Origin of the sequence: Sphingomonas sp. TDK1 (genome assembly GCF_001650735.1) — a bacterium.
Lineage (GTDB): Bacteria > Pseudomonadota > Alphaproteobacteria > Sphingomonadales > Sphingomonadaceae > Sphingomonas.
Window position 1 is genome coordinate 61,958 of record NZ_LXVY01000006.1, and the last position, 16,566, is coordinate 78,523.

Genomic DNA, 16,566 nt, shown 5'->3' on the forward strand with positions numbered 1-16,566 from the left:
GCGCTTACGCCGCCAGCCGCAGCTCCAGCCGGCCCCAGATCTCGACCAGCGCGTCCACCAGTTCGCGCATCATCGTCTCGTCGTGCGACGGGCCGGGGGTGAAGCGCAGGCGTTCGGTACCGCGCGGCACGGTGGGGTAGTTGATCGGCTGCACATACACGCCGTACTCGGCGAGCAGCACGTCGCTGATCTTCTTCGCCTTCACCGGATCGCCGACCATCAGCGGCACGATGTGCGTGGTGGAGGGCAGCACCGGCAGCCCGGCATCGTTCATCAGCTGCTTGAGCATCGCGGCGGCGGCCTGCTGGCCCTCGCGCTCGACGCTGGAGCCCTTCAGGTGGCGCACGCTCGCCAGCGCGCCGGCGACCAGCACCGGCGACAGCGAGGTGGTGAAGATGAAGCCCGGCGCATAGCTGCGGATCACGTCGATGATTACCTGGTCTGCCGCGATATAGCCGCCCATCACGCCGAACGCCTTGCCCAGCGTGCCCTCGATGATCGTCAGCCGGTCCGCGAGCCCCTCGCGGTCCGAGATGCCACCGCCGCGCGGACCGTACATGCCGACGGCATGGACTTCGTCGAGATAGGTCAGCGCGTTGTACTTGTCGGCCAGGTCGCAGATCGCGGCGATCGGCGCGATATCGGCGTCCATCGAATAGACGCTTTCGAACGCGATCAGCTTCGGCACCGAGGGATCGTCGGCGGCGAGCAGCTCTTCGAGATGGGCGACATCATTGTGGCGCCAGACGCGCTTCTCGCAGCCCGAATTGCGGATGCCGGCGATCATCGAGGCGTGGTTGAGCTCGTCCGAATAGATGATGCAGCCCGGCATCACCTTGGCGAGCGTCGCCAGCGTCGCTTCGTTCGAGACGTAGCCGGAGGTGAACAGCAGCGCATTTTCCTTGCCGTGCAGATCGGCAAGCTCGCGCTCGAGATCGATATGGTAGTGCGTGTTGCCGCCGATGTTGCGGGTGCCGCCGGAGCCGGCGCCGACATCGTGCAGCGCCTCTTCCATCGCCGCGATCACCTTGGGGTGCTGCCCCATCGCGAGGTAATCGTTCGAGCACCACACCGTGATCGGCTTCGGCCCGTTATGCCCGGCGAAGCAGCGCGCATTGGGGAACATGCCCTTGTTGCGCAGGATGTCGATGAAGACCCGGTAGCGCCCCTCGGCATGGAGGCGGTCGATGGCCTGGGTGAAGACCCGCGTATAGTCGATCGCGGGAGCGGGGGCGTCTTGGCGCTGCATGGATCCGTTCTCTACGCCTAAGTTTTCAGCAATTCCAGCACGTGAACCACCGTATAGGATCGAGATTGCTCTCGGGGCATGGCAGGGTGGCCTGCGTGCCGGAGATAGGCCCCGCATGCCGCCTTCGCAGCAGCATCTTCGATGAAGATTCTCGCGGTCGGTGATCGAATCTTGCGCAAGATCAGCGATCAGGCCCCACGCATATGGTAAAAGCTGCGTATCGCGGACGACTCGGGGCGCCAGCATGTCCGCGGCTGAGAGACGATCGGTCTCCCGTTTGGCATCGGAGAGCGGCCCATGGCGAAGAACGATATCGAATATTTCGAACGGCGCGCGCGACAGGAGCGTGAGCGCGCGGGCAAGTGCGACGACAGCAGTGCGCGGCGCGTGCATCAGGAAATGGCGGAGCGCTACACCGCAAAGATCGCGGTGCGCGATCCGCAGGCCGTGCTCGGCGACGTCGCCTGAAGCTTACAGCGTCTCGATTCGGCTGAGCCCGTAGCGGGCAAGGGTCGGGGCGAGCGCGTCCGCACGATGGTCGCGCGCGGTGAACACGGCGCGGCCGGGGGGAAGGTCGGCAGGCCAGCTCTGCGCGCGGGTGAGGTAGGCGACTCGGCGCGCGATGCCGGGGCCGCCATCGACGAACTGCACCCCTGGCGGCGCTACCGCGCGCATTTCGGGTTCCAGCAGCGGGAAATGGGTACAGGCGTTGACGATCACGTCGATGCGGCTGCCGCCCGGCTGGTGGAACAGGCCGTCGAGTTCGTTGGCGATCACTTCGGGCGCGATCGCCTCGCCCGCCAGCTTGGCCTCGGCGAGTTCGACCAGCGCGGCGGAGCCGTGGCGCAGCACGGTGCAGTCCCCGGCGAAGCGGGCGGCGAGATCGTCGACATAGGGCTGGCGTACCGTCGCCGCGGTGCCGAGCACGCCGATGGTGCGGGTGCGGCTGGTCTCCGCCGCCGGCTTGATCGCGGGCACGGTGCCGACGATCGGCAGGTCGAGCGCGGCGCGGACATGCTGGAGCGCGATCGTCGAGGCGGTGTTGCAGGCGATCACGATCAGGCGGGGATCGTAGCGCTCCGCCAGCCGGCCGAGCAGCGCGGGCACCCGCGCGGCGATTTCCGCCTCGCTCTTGGTGCCATAGGGGAAGCCTGCCGAATCGGCGACATAGACCAGCGGCGCCTGGGGCAGCAGCGCGGTGGTGGGCCCGAGCACCGACAAGCCGCCGACACCGGAATCGAAGAACAGCACGGGACGACGATCGGCCATGCCCCGCCATGGCCGAGGCAGCGCGGCAGCGTCAACATGGCGCCCGCCTGCACGCTGATGCAGATCATTGCGTTTGGGTAAGGGATGCGGCTAAACGGAAGAACGAAAGGGGGCCGCATTGCCCACGGAAGTTCCATGGATGGCCCCGGCCGGGGCCTTGTTGCTCGGTTATCTGCTCGGTTCGATCCCATTCGGGGTGCTGCTCACGCGCGCCGCAGGGGCGGGGGACCTGCGCCAGATCGGATCGGGCAATATCGGCGCGACCAACGTGCTGCGCACCGGCCGCAAGGGCCTCGCGGCGGCGACGCTGCTGCTCGACATGGCCAAGGGCGCGGTGGCGGTGCTGCTCGCCGCCGCCTTCCTGCCGGGCACGGCGGCGCTGGCGGCGACGGCGGCCTTTATCGGCCATTGCTATCCGGTGTGGCTCAAGTTCCGCGGCGGCAAGGGCGTGGCGACGCTGATGGGCGTGGTGCTGGCGCTCTACTGGCCCTCTGGGCTGGTCTATGCGGCGGTGTGGCTGGGGCTGCTGGCGACGGTGCGCATCTCCTCCGTCTCCGGCATGGCGGCGGCGGTGAGCGCGCCGGTAAGTGCCGCGTTCTTCGGCCGCATCGATCTGGTGCTGATGCTGCTTGCGCTGGCGCTGATCGTGCTGTGGAAGCATCGCGAGAATATCGACCGGCTGCTCAGCGGGTCCGAACCCAGGGTCGGCAGCAAGCGTGGCTGATCGGCGGGAGCCGCGGCTGAGGCTGCTGCGCTCCGCCAATGTCGGTCCCGTCACCTATGCCCAGCTCACCGCCCGCTTCGGTTCGGCCGAGGCGGCGCTGGACGCACTGCCGATGCTTGCCGCGCGCGGCGGCGGCAGGGCGCCGCACATTGCCGAGGCCGGCGCGGTGCGGCGCGAGATCGCCGCGGTCGAGCGCCTGGGCGCGCGCTACCTGTTCCTCGACGATCCCGACTATCCGCCGTTGCTCGCCGAACTGGACAACGCCCCGCCGGCGCTGATCCTGCGCGGCGATATCGGGCTGCTCGCGCGGCCCTGCGTGGCGATGGTCGGTGCACGGAACGCCTCGGCCGCGGCCTGCCGCTTCGCCCGCCAGCTCGCCATCGGGCTGGTCGATCAGGGCGCGACTGTCGTCTCGGGTCTCGCGCGCGGGATCGACACGGCGGCGCATCAGGGCGCGCTGGCCGGAGGCACGGTCGGCGTGATCGCCAGCGGGATCGACATCGTCTTTCCGCCCGAGAATGCGGAGCTTCAGGAGCGGATCGCCACCGAGGGGCTGCTCGTCACCGAACAGCCGCCCGGCACCGAGCCGCTCGCGCGCTTCTTTCCGGCGCGCAACCGCATCATCGCGGGGCTGTCGCTGGGCACGGTGGTGGTGGAAGCGGCGCCGCGTTCGGGCAGCCTGATCACCGCGCGCATCGCCGCCGAAGCGGGGCGCGACGTGATGGCGGTCCCGGGTTCGCCGCTGGACCCGCGTGCGCAGGGCTGCAACCTGCTGATCCGCGAAGGCGCGATCCTCGTACAGTCCGCCGACGACATCTGGGAAGCCGTGCGGCCGATCGACTCGCGAAGCGTGCGGTCGCCGGGTGCGCGCTTCGGCGCGATGCCGCCCGAGGATGCCGGAGACGCCGACCGCCGGCGCGTGGCCGGGCTGCTGGGGCCGGTGCCGGTGGCGGTCGACGAGCTGATCCGCCAGTCGGGCTGTCCGCCTGCCGTTGTCCAGACGGTGCTCCTCGAGCTGGAGCTGGGCGGGCGGCTCGAGCGGCACGCCGGCGCGCGCGTATCGATGCGCTGATCGCCGAGATCGCGGGCGCGGCAACCGCTGCTCCGGATGCTTGCGCTGAACCGAACCTGCCGAGCCTGGGGGCATGCGTCCGTACGGCCAGGAGAAGGCATAACGCAGCCAGCCGGTTTGCCACCGTCAGGTCCGTACCGCCCATCGACACGCGCGGTTGACTCTTATCTCTACATATGTCGTGATTGAGGCGCCGATATGGTGTCGGGGGAGTTGGGTGGATGGACGGACGATCGCTACTGCCGCCATATACGCGTCGTCACTGGATCGTGCTGGCGGCGGCGATGCTGGCCCTGGCCTTGCTGGCGGCATCGCTCTGGGCCAGCCGAACCCGTTCGCTGCCGGGTGACAGTACCGATGGCGACTTCGCCAGTGATTGCTGCGGGAGCATCACCCTGCGCGACGGCAACCTGTACGCGGACGATACCCGTCTTGCGGGCTATGTCGTCTTGCGGGATCAAAAGGGGCCCTACCTGCTCCCCGACAGGTTCATCGGTACCCTGAACACCGGCATTGAGACTGCCGGGAACAGGCCGCCACGGCCGCTGCGTCTCGATAGGCTTCCGCGTCCGAACCACATCCTGTTTCCCGACGCGGATGGTGGCGCCTCACTGTTCCGGCGCAGCGCGGCTCGCCCGCGATAGCGCGACCGGTACGGTCCCGCGCACTGCGGGCTGCTTGTGGGGCGCATGCCGCCGGCCGGCGTGACGGATCTACGACCTAGCGAAGTCCAAAGGCCTGGAGATAATAGGTGCCTATTCCGTCGCCGATCAGCAGTTGGCCGGGCCCCAGCCGGCCGACCAGATAGGCCGCCCCCACCAGGATGGAGGCGAGGATCGAGATGACCGCCAGCAGCGCGGTCCGGCGCGGCCCCGGCGCCTTCGCGCCTTGGCCGACAAGGACGAGGCCGGAAAAGGCGAGGAACTCGAACAGCGGATAGAAGTCCAGCCGGTAGCGGAAGTTCATGCTCACCGCGCACAGCATCAGCAGCGCGGGGACCGCCAGCCCGAGCGCGACGGCGACGTTGCGCGCGCGATCCGCGGCAGCCCGCCGCGTCCAGCCGAGGATCGCGATCCCGCCGAGCAGCAGCAGGAGCGGATCGGTCAGCAGGAAGCTGCTCGGCGGCAGTTCGGCGGCGTCGATCCACCGGGTGCGCATCGCATCGAGCAGCAACTGGCCGTTCCCGCCGCGCAGCACCCAGACCGGCGCAAAGTAATAGACGAGGCCGAACGGCACCCGGTGCAGGTTGAAGAGTCCCTGCTCGGCCATCCGCACGACCCGATCGGGATACCAGGCATTGTAGATATACTGGTGATAGTCGGCGAAGGTGAACGGGCTGCCCCAGCGGGCGGCATTGACCAGCGCGGTCACCGCGCCCAGCAGCGCCAGCAGCAAGGCGGGCTTCAGGAACATCGCGACCCAGCTGCGCAGGTCATGGCGGCTGCGAATGCCCTCCACCAGCAGTACGCCGCCGAACGCGGCGACCAGCCCGATGCCCAGCGAAACGCGCGTCAGCATCGCGAGGCCGGCGGTGGCCGCCATTACCGCCAGCGCGCCGCGGCCCAGCCCGCGCAGCTGTGCGTGGATCGCCGCCGCGACGAACAGCGCGCCCCAGAGCGCAGCCCAGAGACATACCTCCTGATAAAGGCTGAATCGCAGGAAACAGACCTGCGCGCCCGAAAGGAGCAGCACCGCGAGCATCGCGCGGCCGAGCCATGCCGGAAGGTCGGGACGTTCGCTGCGGATCAGCCGCAGCGTCCAGAGCTTGGTCGCGGCCATGCCGGCCAGGGCGACGAGGCAGGAACCGATGGTGAAATCGAGCGTGCGCCAGCCGGGGAACAGCGTCATCGGCAGGCGCAGCAGCGCCGGCAGTATCCCCCAATAGGCGACCACCCGGCCCTGCACCACAAAGCCTTCGCGCCCGACGATCGCCGGATCGACGTCGAACCGGCCGTGGAGCAGGTGATCGAGCATCGAGTTGAAGGTGAGATCGAGCGGGTGCACCTCCCGTGGAACCTGCGCGAGCAGGTAGCAGAGCACCACCGCGGCCAGTGCGATCAGCCAGGGGCGCAGGAGTGCGATCTTGGGGGACGGTGGGCGCATGGCGCGCCTTTGCAGCCTCCGCGCACGCGCCGCAAGCGCGCCGCGCCCACGGGGGAATTCCGCATCTGCGCGCCACATCTGCATAGTGTTGCATCATTGCCACGGTTTCCGAGTTTATGCCGCGGCGCGGAAACCTTTGCCCGCTGGCGGGTTACCGGGGTGTCAAAGACCCTCCAATCCAAGGGATGTTTACGTATGCGTTCAGCGTTCATCGTCGCCATTGCGGCACTCGGTTTCACCGCCACGGCCGCCCAGGCCCAGGACACCGCCACCAGCAGCAACGGCACCAGCTTCCGCGGGATCCGTATCGAAGCCAATGCCGGTGGCGATCGCTTCCAGTCGCAGGGCAACCATAACGACAAGTTCGGCTATGGCGGCACCATCGGCTTCGACGGCCAGATCGGCGATCGCATCGTGATCGGTGCCGAGGGCAGCTACTGGCGCGCCAGCGACTGGAGCGAGAATTGCTCGGGCGCCAGCGGCGGCACCGTCTGCCACAAGTCGTTCGACGAATATGGCGCCGCGGTTCGCGCGGGCGTGCTCGCCACTCCGCAGCTGCTGATCTTCGCCAAGGGCGGCTATGTGAACAACGAGCAGCGCAAGCGTCTCGATACGCCGACCGGCGGCTACTACAACCACTTCAACACCGACGGCTACCAGGTCGGCGGTGGCGTCGAATATTCGCTGACCGGCGAGGGCACGCGCATGCCGCTCTATGCCAACGTCCAGTATGTCTATTCGCAGTATAACGACCATACCGCGCGTCAGCGCGTGATGGCCGGCGTGGGTCTGCGTTTCAAGTAAGCGTAGCGCAGTCCTGAACAGGGCCGGGCGTGGCGATGGCTGCGCCCGGCCCTTTGTCGTGCATGGGGCTGGCAAGTCCCGCGCCGCCTCCTACATGCCGCGGGCAAGACCCTCCCGAGGAGACACCCGCATGGCCGACGCACCCGATCCCGCGAACAACCTTCCCGCCGGCTATGTGCCGCCCCAGGTGTGGGAATGGGCGCCGGGCAATGGTGGCCAGTTCGCCAACATCAATCGGCCCACTTCCGGCGCGACGCACGAGAAGGAACTGCCGGTCGGCACGCACCCGATCCAGCTCTATTCGCTCGGCACGCCCAATGGGCAGAAGGTGACGATCCTGCTCGAGGAACTGCTCGCCGCGGGCCATGCGGGCGCGGAATATGACGCCTGGAAGATCAATATCGGCGAGGGCGACCAGTTCGGCAGCGGCTTCGTCGCGATCAACCCGAACTCGAAGATCCCGGCGATGGTCGACCATTCGCTCAGTCCCGCGCTGCCGATCTTCGAGAGCGGCGCGATGATGCTCCATCTGGCGGAGAAGTTCGGGGCGTTCCTGCCGACCGACGCCGCCAAGCGCGCGCAGACGCTGAGCTGGCTGATGTGGCAGATGGGCTCCGCGCCGTTCCTGGGCGGCGGCTTCGGCCATTTCTTCTCCTATGCCCCGATCAAGATCCAGTATGCGATCGATCGCTACGCGATGGAGGCCAAGCGTCAGCTGCATGTGCTCGACACCCATCTGGCGGGCAACCGCTACCTGGTGGGCGACGACTATACGATCGCCGACATGGCGATCTTCCCCTGGTATGGCGCGGTTGCGCGCGGCGAGATCTATGCGGGGGCGGACGTGTTCCTGAACGCGCGGGAATATCCGAACCTGCTGCGCTGGGCCGCCGAGATCGCCGATCGCGCGCCGGTACAGCGCGGCCGGCTGGTCAACCGCGGGGTGGGGCCGGAAGACCAGCGCGTCCCCGAGCGGCATGACGCAAAGGACATCGACGTGGTGCTGGAGCGGATGCGGGCGGCGCAGCCCGCCTGACCCATGCCGCTCTCCCGGTATCGGGTTGGGGGAGCGGCATGCGATCACTTGGTGGGCATGCAGACGCCTTTTTCGACGACCATGTCGGAAATCGCGCGATATTTGGCGACATAGGCGGCCCAGCCTGCGTCCTGCTTGTCACGCGGCACATAGTCGCCGGTTGCGAAGGTCATCACCTCTTCGCGCGACTCGGTCGGCTTGCCATCCGGGCCGGCGACCAGCACCGGGGCCACCCGCTGATCGATCTTGAAGCCATGCGTCTTGTACCAGTCAACATGCGCGGCAACTGCCGCGCGGAAATCGGCCATCGATGCACCCGGCTTGAGTTTGGAAAGGCGAACTCGCGTCAGTTCGCCGCTGGGGCACGGGCTTTCCTGTGCAAACGCCTGCGTGGAAACCAGCAGCGCGGCAGTGCCGAGCGCCATCTGAATCACGTATCGCATCGTAATCCTCCCTGCTTCGTTGAGCAGGCGTAACCTTGACCCCCATTGTGTCGCGGGCGTGACGCTGTAGAACCGCGCCGCTTGACGGGCCTTTGCCCCTGTCCCCACCTTACACGCGTACGCGTAAGGAAATTCACGGATCCCATGCAGCTTGTCATCGTAGAGTCGCCCGCCAAGGCGAAGACCATCGAGAAATATCTCGGCAAGGATTATCGCGTGCTGGCCAGCTATGGCCATGTCCGCGATCTGCCCGCCCGCGACGGTTCGGTGAACCCGGACGAATCGTTCGCGATGGAGTGGGAGACCTATGCCGACAAGTCGAAGCAGCTGAAGGCGATCGCCGACGAGGCGAAGAAGGCCGACCGACTGATCCTCGCGACCGACCCTGATCGCGAGGGCGAGGCGATCAGCTGGCACGTGCAGGAAGTGCTGCGGCTGAAGAAGGCGCTCCCCAAGGAGGTCGAGCGCGTCACCTTCAACGCGATCACCAAGCCGGCGATCCTCCACGCGATGCAGCATCCGCGCGAGCTGGATACCGACCTGATCGACGCCTATCGCGCCCGCCGCGCGCTCGATTATCTCGTCGGCTTCACCCTATCGCCGGTCTTGTGGCGCAAGCTGCCCGGCGCCAAGTCGGCCGGCCGCGTCCAGTCGGTGGCGCTGCGGCTGATCGTCGGGCGCGAGCGCGAGATCGAGAGCTTCGTCGCGCAGGAATATTGGTCGGTCATCGCCGAGATGGAATCGGACGGCACGCCGTTCCAGGCGCGCCTCGTCAAGTGGAAGGGCGAGAAGCTCGACCGCCTGTCGATCGGCGACCAGGGCAGCGCCGAGGCCGCCAAGAAGGCAGTCGAGGAAGGCCGCTTCACGGTGGTCTCGGTCGAGACCAAGCCGGCGATGCGCAACCCGCCGCCGCCCTTCACGACGTCGACGCTGCAGCAGGAGGCGGCGCGCAAGCTCGGCTTCTCGGCCAGCCACACGATGCGGATCGCGCAGGCGCTCTACGAGGACGGCGCGATCACCTATATGCGTACCGACGGCGTCCAGATGGACCCCTCGGCGATCCAGGCGGCGCGCAAGGCGGTGGCCGATCGCTATGACGGCAGCTACGTGCCGGACAAGCCGCGCCAGTACCAGACCAAGGCGAAGAACGCCCAGGAAGCGCACGAGGCGATCCGCCCGACCGATTTCGGCAAGGACCGCGCTGGCTCGGGCGACCATGCCAAGCTGTACGATCTGATCTGGAAGCGCGCGCTCGCCAGCCAGATGGCGTCGGCCCGTATGGAGCGCACCACTGTCGATCTGGCGGACGGCACCGGCCAGCACGGCCTGCGCGCCACCGGTCAGGTGGTGCTGTTCCCCGGCTATCTCGCGCTGTACGAAGAGGGCAAGGACGACGAGGGCGACGAGGACAGCCGCCGCCTGCCGCGCATGTCCGAGGGCGCCTCGCCGGCCAAGAAGGCGGTCAACGCCGAGCAGCACTTCACCCAGCCGCCGCCGCGCTTCTCCGAAGCCTCGCTGGTCAAGCGGCTGGAAGAGCTCGGCATCGGCCGGCCGTCGACCTATGCCTCGATCATCCAGGTGCTCAAGGACCGCGCCTATGTGCGGGTGGAGAAGAACCGCTTCTTCGCCGAGGAGAGCGGCCGTCTGCTGACCGCGTTCCTCGAGCGCTTCTTCGAGAAATACGTCTCGTTCGACTTTACCGCCGAGCTGGAGGAGGAGCTGGACGACGTCTCCGGCGGCCGCGCGGCGTGGCAGGCGGTGCTGGAGGCCTTCTGGCGCGACTTCAAGCCGCGCACCACCGAGGTGATGGAGCAGAAGCCCTCCGACATCACCGCGGCGCTCGACCAGTTCCTGGAGCCCTACCTGTTCCCCGCCAAGGCGGACGGCAGCGATCCGCGGCTTTGCCCGAATTGCGGCGTGGGCAAGCTGGCCTTGCGCGGCGGTCGGTTCGGCGCCTTCGTGGCCTGCTCCAACTATCCCGAGTGCAAGTACACGCGTCGCTTCGGCCAGCCGGGCGGCGAGGGGAGCGAGGACACCGGGCCCGAAGTGTTGGGCCAGGACCCCGAGACGGGGCTCAATGTCGAGCGCAAGTCGGGCCGGTTCGGGCCGTATATCCAGCTCGGCGAGGGCAAGGATGCGGCGCGCGCCTCGATCCCCAAGGACGTCGATCTCGACCTGGAATGGGCGTTGAAGCTGCTCAAGCTGCCGCGCACGATCGGCAACCATCCGGAGACGGGCAACCCGATTACCGCCTCGATCGGGCGCTACGGGCCGTATCTGGCGCATGACGGCAAATATGCGCGGCTCCAGTCCACCGCCGAGGTGTTCGAGACCGGCATGAACGCGGCGGTCGTCAAGCTGGCCGAAGCGGCGGCGGGTGGTGGTCGCCCGGCGCGGGGTGCGGCGCGCGAGCCGCTCAAGGTGTTCGGCAAGCATCCGCGCACCGAGGCCGAGATCAAGCTGATGGAAGGCCGCTACGGCGCCTATCTCACCGACGGCGAGACCAACGCGACGCTGCCCAAGACGATCGACAAGGACGCGCTGACGCTGGAGGAGGCCGCCCAGCTGATCGACGCCAAGGCGGCGCAGGGGCCGGCCAAGGGGAAGGCGAAGAAGAAGGCGCCGGCCAAGAAGGCCGCGGCGAAGAAGCCTGCGGCCAAGGCGGCGGCGGGCGAGAAGGCCAGCGCGGCCAAGAAGCCTGCCGCGAAGAAGGCGCCCGCGAAGAAGAAGGCGGCGGAGTAAGGGCCGGCCTGTTAGCCGTCATCCCGACGAAAGTCGGGATCCATTCGCCACTACGCTATGGCAGGAGCCGAGGCGCTGAGGGCAATGGACCCGACTTTCGTCGGGATGACGGTTCGTGGGTGTCTTCGTCTTCGTCCTTTCCACCCACGCTTTCGGCTGGCATTTCGCCCGAAAAGCCCCCACATCGCGGCCATGGCTCCGCCACCTCCTTCGATCATCCGCGTCATCGACCTAGAGACCACCGGCGACAAGCCGCCCGTTCACGCCGTATGCGAGATCGGCTGGCAGGACGTCGCGCTCGGCGCCGACGGCCGCTGGGAACTGCAGGGCGAGGGCGGCAACCGCCTCGTCAATCCGGGGCGCGGCATTCCGCCGCTGACCATGGCGATCCACCATATCCGCGACGAGGATGTGGCGGATGCGCCCTATTGGCACGACGTCGCACGTCCCATCCTCGATCCCTGGCCGCGCCGCGTCGCGCTCGCTGCGCACCGGGCGAGCTTCGAGGAGCAGTTCTGCACGCCCGCGCTCACCCGCGGTGCCGACTGGATCTGCACCTGGAAATGCGCGCTGCGGCTGTGGCCGGACAGCCCGGGCTTCTCCAACCAGATGTTGCGCTACTGGCGCCGGCCGGAGGGGATGGAGCATGAGCGCGGCCTGCCCGCGCACCGCGCCTTTCCCGACGCCTATGTGACGGCGTTCCACCTGCGCGACATGCTCAACCAAGCGAGCGTCGCGCAGCTGATCGAATGGTCGAGCCAGCCCGGCCTCTTGCCGCGCGTGCGCTACGGCCCCGATCGCGGCAAGGACTGGAGCGAGATTTCCGAGGACTCGCTCGAAGGCTTCCTCACCGACCGCGACGAGGATGTGCGCTTCACCGCCGAGACCGAGCTGTCCCGGCGGCGGGGCGGGGCGCCGGTCGGGCGCGGCGGTTCGACGCAACGGCTGCTGTTCTGATGCCGCTTAAGCCCCTCCTCCTTGGAGGAGGGGCGGGGGGTGGAGGGATTCCAGAACGCCTGTTGGCCTCGGTGAGACACGGCCCCACCCCAACCCCTCCCCTGAAGGGGGCGGCTTAGAATGGCCAAACCTCTTCGCTCCGAACCACCGCCTCCCTCCTACCAAAGGATAGCCCCTTTGGGGTTCCTCTCCGGAGGCGCCTCCGCTAGGAGGCCAATTCATGACCACCACCCCTGAAGCCCCGGCCGGTCGCATCGTCGACGGCACGCACCAGTTCGCGCTCCGCGTCTATTTCGAAGACACTGATTTCACCGGCGTCGTCTATCACGCCAACTATCTGCGCTACATGGAGCGCGCCCGGTCCGATTTGCTCGACTGCATGGGGATCGACCAGCGCGCCGTGTTCGAGGCGGGCGGGGGCGCCTATGCGGTCGCGGGGATCGACATTCGCTATCGTTCGCCGGCGAAACTCGGGGACACGCTGGTGGTTGTGAGCAGACTGACCCGATTGCGCGCCGCCGTCGTGGATATTCAGCAACGAGTCATGCGGGGCGAAACCATAGTCACCGAGGCGACCGTCGAGGTTGCCTTTGTCGGCCCGGGCGGCCGCCCGCGCCGCCAGCCGGCCGAGTGGCTGTCCGCGTTCGAACCGCTCGTGTGGAAGGAGAGTTAAGCGTCCATGCCGTCCGTCACAACCGGTGCCGTCCTGTCGCCGATCCACCTGTTCCTCCAGGCCGACATCGTCGTGAAGCTGGTCATGATCGGCCTGCTCCTCGCCAGCCTGTGGACCTGGACGATCATCGTCGGCTTCGCGCTGAAGGTGAGCGCGATCCGCAAGGAGATGCAGCGCTTCGAGACCGAATATCGCGAGGCCGATGACTTCGACGAATTCCACCGCCGCGCCGCCGGCCGCGACCAGCCGATCGCGCGCGTGTTCGCCGCCGGTGTCAGCGAATGGCGCCGCTCGACCGCCGGCAAGACGATCGACCGCGAAGGCACGCGCGAACGGCTCGCCACCGCGATGGGCGCGACGGTCGCGATGGAGATCGATCGGCTTTCGGATCGGCTGAACTTCCTCGCGACGGTGGGGTCGGTAGCACCCTTTGTCGGCCTGTTCGGCACCGTCTGGGGCATCATGCGCAGCTTCACCGGCATTGCCGCCGCGCAGAGCTCGTCGCTCGCGGTCGTGGCGCCGGGCATTGCCGAGGCGCTGTTCGCCACCGCGATCGGCCTGTTCGCCGCCATCCCCGCGGTGATCGCCTACAACCGCTACAGCCATGCCGTGAACCGCGTCGAGGCCCGCCTCCACCGCTTCGCCGACGGCTTCCACGCGACGCTCAGCCGTCGCCTGGAGATGGAGGGCTAAGCCGATGGGCATGCACCTCCCCTCCAGCAAGGGCCGCGGCCGCCGCACGCCGATGGCCGAGATCAACGTCACCCCGCTGGTCGACGTGATGCTGGTGCTGCTGATCATCTTCATGGTCACCGCGCCGCTGCTTACCGCCGGCGTGCAGGTCAACCTGCCCGAGAGCCGCGCCAAGGCGCTCGATCAGGAGCAGAAGCCGGTCCAGATCTCGATCGACGACAAGGGCCAGGTGTTCCTCGACAATGACGCCGTGAGCGATGCCGAGCTGCCGGCCAAGCTGGAAGCCATCGCTGCAAAGAAGGGCGCGGACGGCAAGCCCGCGGCCATTTATCTGCGCGGTGATACCACGCTGGGCTATGGCAAGGTGATGCGGGTCATGGGCGAGCTCAACCAGGCTGGTCTCAACAAGGTCTCGTTGCTCACCGAACCGAGCGACCAGCGCTGAGGTGAGCGAGACCATGGACCGTAGCGAGCGGATCGGGCTCGGCGTTTCCATCGCGGCGCACGCCGCGGTGTTCGCCGCGCTCGTGCTCAGCTTCGCGAAGACGCCGCCGCAGGAGCCGCCCAAGGCGATTCCGATCGACATCTCGCTCGCCGACAAGGTGGGGCTGGAAAGCAGCGCGCCGGTGCCGAGCCAGGAGGAATTGGCTGCGAAGAAGTCGCCGGTCGAGGCGCCGGTGGAGCCCGAGGCCGCACCGCCGCCCTCGCCGGAACCGCAGCCGCAGCCCAAGCCGCAGCCCGCGCCGCCACAGCCCCAGCCGGCCCCGCAGCCCAAGCCGCAGCCGCCGCAGCCGAAGCCGGCACCGGCCGAGAAGCCGCAGCCCAAGCCGAAGCCGGCGCCCGCCGAAAAGCCCCAGCCGGCCAAGCCTGCCCAGCCCGCCAAGCCGGCACCGCCGTCCAAGGCCGCGCCTGCCAAGCCGAGCAACGCGCCGTCGCAGAGCGCCGCAACGGGAAGCGCACGCCGCCCGGTGAAGCCGACCGGCAATCTGGCCGGGCTCGATCTCGGCCGCTCGAACAACAAGACCAACAGCACCGCGTTGCAGAACCCCGGCAGCAAGGCGTCTGCCGAGGATGTGGCGAGTTTCCGCGGCGTGATCGCGCGCCAGATCCAACCTTGCGCCAACCGTCAGGTCACCCCCGGCCCGGGCGCAGAGCGCATCCGCGTGCTGCTGCGCGTGAACTTCAATCCGGATGGCTCGCTGGCGGGCACTCCGGACATTACCGGCGTACAGGGGAACGATGCGACCAATGGTCGGTATGTGGAACGCGTGAAGGATCTGGCGATCGCCACCTTCAAGGGCTGCACGCCGGTCCATGGACTGCCCGCCAATCTCTACGCCGTGCCGAATGGCTGGAAGAGCCTGGCGTTCAGCTACAAGCTGCCTGGATGAGGATGAAGCGATGAAACTGAAGATTGCGGCCCTTGCGACGGCCTGCCTTGCGGGCGTGGCCCATGCCCAGATGACTCCGCCGCCGCCGATCGCCAACAGCCCGGAGGCGCAGGCCCAGGCCGCGCAGCCGGCGCAGCAGGGCGGCGCCCAGCCGGTGATCGATATCGTCGGCGGTATCTCCGCGCCGATGCCGATCGCGATCCCGGCGATGCCGACCTCGGCCGTCGTCGACACGCCCGCCGGCTCGACCGACGTGCTGGGACAGAAGCTCGCGGACATCATTACCAACGATCTGCGCGGCTCGGGCCTGTTCACCCCGGTGCCGCCGGCGCAGCTGCGCACCGTCGCCTTCCCCGAAGTGACGGCGCCGGCCTATGACTATTGGGGCGGCACCGGGGCGCAGTCGCTGGTGCAGGGCTATGTTCGCGCCAATTCCAACGGCACGCTGACCGTCGGTTGCTATCTCTACGACGTTTCGTCGAAGGTAGAGCTGATCCGTCAGGGCTTCGTGGTGTCGCCGGGCGACTGGCGCCGCGCGGGACACAAGTGCGCGGATGCGATCTATGCGCGGCTCACCGGCGAGGGCCCCTATTTCGACACCCAGGTCGTCTATATCGCCGAGAGCGGGCCGAAGAACCGCCGCCGCAAGCAGCTGGCGATCATGGACCAGGACGGCGCGAACCACCGCTTCCTGACCAACGGTCAGTCGATCGTGCTGACGCCGCGCCTGTCGCCCAAGCTCAACGCGATCCTGTATATGAGCTTCGAGCGCGATCGACCCTCGATCCACATTTACGATCTGAACTCGCGACAGGACCGCACCCTGGTGGCGAATGTGGCGCTGAACTTCGCGCCGCACTGGTCGCCCGACGCGCGCTATGTGCTGTTCTCGATGGCGATCGGCGGCAACACCGACATCTACCGGGTGCCGGCAAGCGGCGGCACCCCGCAGCGGCTCACCACCTCGCCCGGCATCGATACCGGCGGCAGCTATTCGCCCGACGGCTCCAAGATCGTGTTCGAAAGCGATCGCGGCGGCACCCAGCAGCTCTATGTGATGAATGCGGACGGCTCCAACCAGCACCGCATCAGCTTCGGCGGCGGTCGCTATGCGGCGCCGGCCTGGAGCCCGCGCGGCGACCAGATCGCCTTCACCCGGATGGGCGGCGGCGCGTTCCGCATCGGCGTGATGAATCCGTCGGGCGGCGGCGAGCAGCTGCTCACCAACAGCTGGGGCGACGAAGGGCCGAGCTGGGCGCCCAATGGCCGCGTGATCATCTTCTTCCGCTCCGCCCAGGGTTCAGGTCGCCCAGACCTCTGGACGGTTGATCTTACGGGCCGCGCCACGCGAAAAGTGCCGACGCCGCTCGATGGCTCGGATCCAAATTGGGGCGCCGTGCGTCCCTGACA

The 16,566-nt window shown here is 67.9% G+C and carries 17 protein-coding genes; 13 read left to right on the plus strand and 4 right to left on the minus strand.

Features of this window, described 5'->3' with window-relative positions:
- Positions 1-4 precede the first annotated feature (4 nt).
- On the minus strand, positions 5-1,249 hold the full coding sequence (hemA, locus tag A7X12_RS07065) for a 5-aminolevulinate synthase (protein WP_064310959.1): 1,245 nt from the start codon (positions 1,247-1,249) through the stop codon (positions 5-7).
- A gap of 297 nt (positions 1,250-1,546) precedes the next feature.
- On the opposite strand from hemA, the gene A7X12_RS25425 reads away from it, so the two are divergent.
- Positions 1,547-1,717: a hypothetical protein gene (locus tag A7X12_RS25425; protein ID WP_157105523.1), complete on the plus strand. Its 171-nt coding sequence runs from the start codon at positions 1,547-1,549 to the stop codon at positions 1,715-1,717.
- A gap of 3 nt (positions 1,718-1,720) precedes the next feature.
- On the opposite strand, the gene murI is transcribed toward A7X12_RS25425, so the two are convergent.
- Positions 1,721-2,518 carry a glutamate racemase gene (gene murI, locus A7X12_RS07070; protein WP_064310960.1) on the minus strand — a complete coding sequence of 266 codons (798 nt, stop codon included), beginning with the start codon at positions 2,516-2,518 and terminating at the stop codon, positions 1,721-1,723.
- Between the two features lie 139 nt (positions 2,519-2,657).
- Here murI and plsY point away from each other — a divergent pair, with 139 nt between their 5' ends.
- From plsY to A7X12_RS07085, 3 genes are all read left to right on the plus strand, one after another.
- Entirely contained in the window at positions 2,658-3,242 is a 585-nt protein-coding gene (gene plsY / locus A7X12_RS07075; RefSeq protein ID WP_064310961.1) for a glycerol-3-phosphate 1-O-acyltransferase PlsY, read from the plus strand.
- A complete protein-coding gene (gene dprA / locus A7X12_RS07080; RefSeq protein ID WP_064310962.1) occupies positions 3,235-4,314 on the plus strand; it encodes a DNA-processing protein DprA in 1,080 nt (359 codons plus the stop codon). The genes plsY and dprA overlap by 8 nt, the downstream gene beginning before the upstream one ends.
- A 221-nt stretch (positions 4,315-4,535) precedes the next feature.
- Positions 4,536-4,958, plus strand: a complete 423-nt coding sequence (locus A7X12_RS07085) for a hypothetical protein (RefSeq protein WP_064310963.1) — start codon at positions 4,536-4,538, stop codon at positions 4,956-4,958.
- A gap of 76 nt (positions 4,959-5,034) precedes the next feature.
- Here the strand turns inward: A7X12_RS07085 and A7X12_RS07090 are convergent, their stop codons facing one another.
- Entirely contained in the window at positions 5,035-6,417 is a 1,383-nt protein-coding gene (locus A7X12_RS07090; protein ID WP_157105524.1) for a hypothetical protein, read from the minus strand.
- 195 nt (positions 6,418-6,612) lie between these two features.
- Between A7X12_RS07090 and A7X12_RS07095 the strand changes: the two genes are divergently transcribed.
- The gene (locus tag A7X12_RS07095; protein WP_064310964.1) at positions 6,613-7,221 is read left to right on the plus strand and encodes an outer membrane protein; all 609 of its coding nucleotides are present in this window, start codon (positions 6,613-6,615) and stop codon (positions 7,219-7,221) included.
- 130 nt (positions 7,222-7,351) lie between these two features.
- Entirely contained in the window at positions 7,352-8,257 is a 906-nt protein-coding gene (gene yghU, locus A7X12_RS07100; RefSeq protein WP_064310965.1) for a glutathione-dependent disulfide-bond oxidoreductase, read from the plus strand.
- A 44-nt stretch (positions 8,258-8,301) separates the two neighbouring features.
- On the opposite strand, the gene A7X12_RS07105 is transcribed toward yghU, so the two are convergent.
- Entirely contained in the window at positions 8,302-8,700 is a 399-nt protein-coding gene (locus A7X12_RS07105; protein ID WP_064310966.1) for a hypothetical protein, read from the minus strand.
- Positions 8,701-8,844: 144 nt separating this feature from the next.
- Here A7X12_RS07105 and topA point away from each other — a divergent pair, with 144 nt between their 5' ends.
- The 7 genes from topA (at position 8,845) to tolB (ending at position 16,564) form a co-directional block, all read left to right on the plus strand.
- Positions 8,845-11,442, plus strand: a complete 2,598-nt coding sequence (gene topA, locus A7X12_RS07110; protein WP_064310967.1) for a type I DNA topoisomerase — start codon at positions 8,845-8,847, stop codon at positions 11,440-11,442.
- 192 nt (positions 11,443-11,634) lie between these two features.
- A complete protein-coding gene (locus A7X12_RS07115; RefSeq protein WP_064310968.1) occupies positions 11,635-12,399 on the plus strand; it encodes an exonuclease domain-containing protein in 765 nt (254 codons plus the stop codon).
- Positions 12,400-12,619: 220 nt separating this feature from the next.
- Complete coding sequence (locus A7X12_RS07120) at positions 12,620-13,072, plus strand: YbgC/FadM family acyl-CoA thioesterase (RefSeq protein WP_064310969.1); 453 nt, start codon at positions 12,620-12,622, stop codon at positions 13,070-13,072.
- A gap of 6 nt (positions 13,073-13,078) precedes the next feature.
- The gene (gene tolQ, locus A7X12_RS07125; RefSeq protein ID WP_064310970.1) at positions 13,079-13,765 is read left to right on the plus strand and encodes a protein TolQ; all 687 of its coding nucleotides are present in this window, start codon (positions 13,079-13,081) and stop codon (positions 13,763-13,765) included.
- Positions 13,766-13,769: 4 nt separating this feature from the next.
- Complete coding sequence (gene tolR / locus A7X12_RS07130) at positions 13,770-14,210, plus strand: protein TolR (protein ID WP_064310971.1); 441 nt, start codon at positions 13,770-13,772, stop codon at positions 14,208-14,210.
- Positions 14,211-14,223: 13 nt separating this feature from the next.
- Positions 14,224-15,156: a hypothetical protein gene (locus A7X12_RS07135; protein ID WP_064311054.1), complete on the plus strand. Its 933-nt coding sequence runs from the start codon at positions 14,224-14,226 to the stop codon at positions 15,154-15,156.
- Positions 15,157-15,166: 10 nt separating this feature from the next.
- Complete coding sequence (tolB, locus tag A7X12_RS07140) at positions 15,167-16,564, plus strand: Tol-Pal system beta propeller repeat protein TolB (protein ID WP_064310972.1); 1,398 nt, start codon at positions 15,167-15,169, stop codon at positions 16,562-16,564.
- Positions 16,565-16,566 lie beyond the last annotated feature (2 nt).

Coding starts and splice junctions, on each gene's coding strand:
- hemA (WP_064310959.1), bottom strand. CDS start 1,249: ATGCAGCGCCAAGACGCCCCCGCTCCCGCGATCGACTATACGCGGGTC.
- A7X12_RS25425 (WP_157105523.1), top strand. CDS start 1,547: ATGGCGAAGAACGATATCGAATATTTCGAACGGCGCGCGCGACAGGAG.
- murI (WP_064310960.1), bottom strand. CDS start 2,518: ATGGCCGATCGTCGTCCCGTGCTGTTCTTCGATTCCGGTGTCGGCGGC.
- plsY (WP_064310961.1), top strand. CDS start 2,658: ATGGCCCCGGCCGGGGCCTTGTTGCTCGGTTATCTGCTCGGTTCGATC.
- A7X12_RS07085 (WP_064310963.1), top strand. CDS start 4,536: ATGGACGGACGATCGCTACTGCCGCCATATACGCGTCGTCACTGGATC.
- A7X12_RS07090 (WP_157105524.1), bottom strand. CDS start 6,417: ATGCGCCCACCGTCCCCCAAGATCGCACTCCTGCGCCCCTGGCTGATC.
- A7X12_RS07095 (WP_064310964.1), top strand. CDS start 6,613: ATGCGTTCAGCGTTCATCGTCGCCATTGCGGCACTCGGTTTCACCGCC.
- yghU (WP_064310965.1), top strand. CDS start 7,352: ATGGCCGACGCACCCGATCCCGCGAACAACCTTCCCGCCGGCTATGTG.
- A7X12_RS07105 (WP_064310966.1), bottom strand. CDS start 8,700: ATGCGATACGTGATTCAGATGGCGCTCGGCACTGCCGCGCTGCTGGTT.
- topA (WP_064310967.1), top strand. CDS start 8,845: ATGCAGCTTGTCATCGTAGAGTCGCCCGCCAAGGCGAAGACCATCGAG.
- A7X12_RS07115 (WP_064310968.1), top strand. CDS start 11,635: ATGGCTCCGCCACCTCCTTCGATCATCCGCGTCATCGACCTAGAGACC.
- A7X12_RS07120 (WP_064310969.1), top strand. CDS start 12,620: ATGACCACCACCCCTGAAGCCCCGGCCGGTCGCATCGTCGACGGCACG.
- tolQ (WP_064310970.1), top strand. CDS start 13,079: ATGCCGTCCGTCACAACCGGTGCCGTCCTGTCGCCGATCCACCTGTTC.
- tolR (WP_064310971.1), top strand. CDS start 13,770: ATGGGCATGCACCTCCCCTCCAGCAAGGGCCGCGGCCGCCGCACGCCG.
- A7X12_RS07135 (WP_064311054.1), top strand. CDS start 14,224: ATGGACCGTAGCGAGCGGATCGGGCTCGGCGTTTCCATCGCGGCGCAC.
- tolB (WP_064310972.1), top strand. CDS start 15,167: ATGAAACTGAAGATTGCGGCCCTTGCGACGGCCTGCCTTGCGGGCGTG.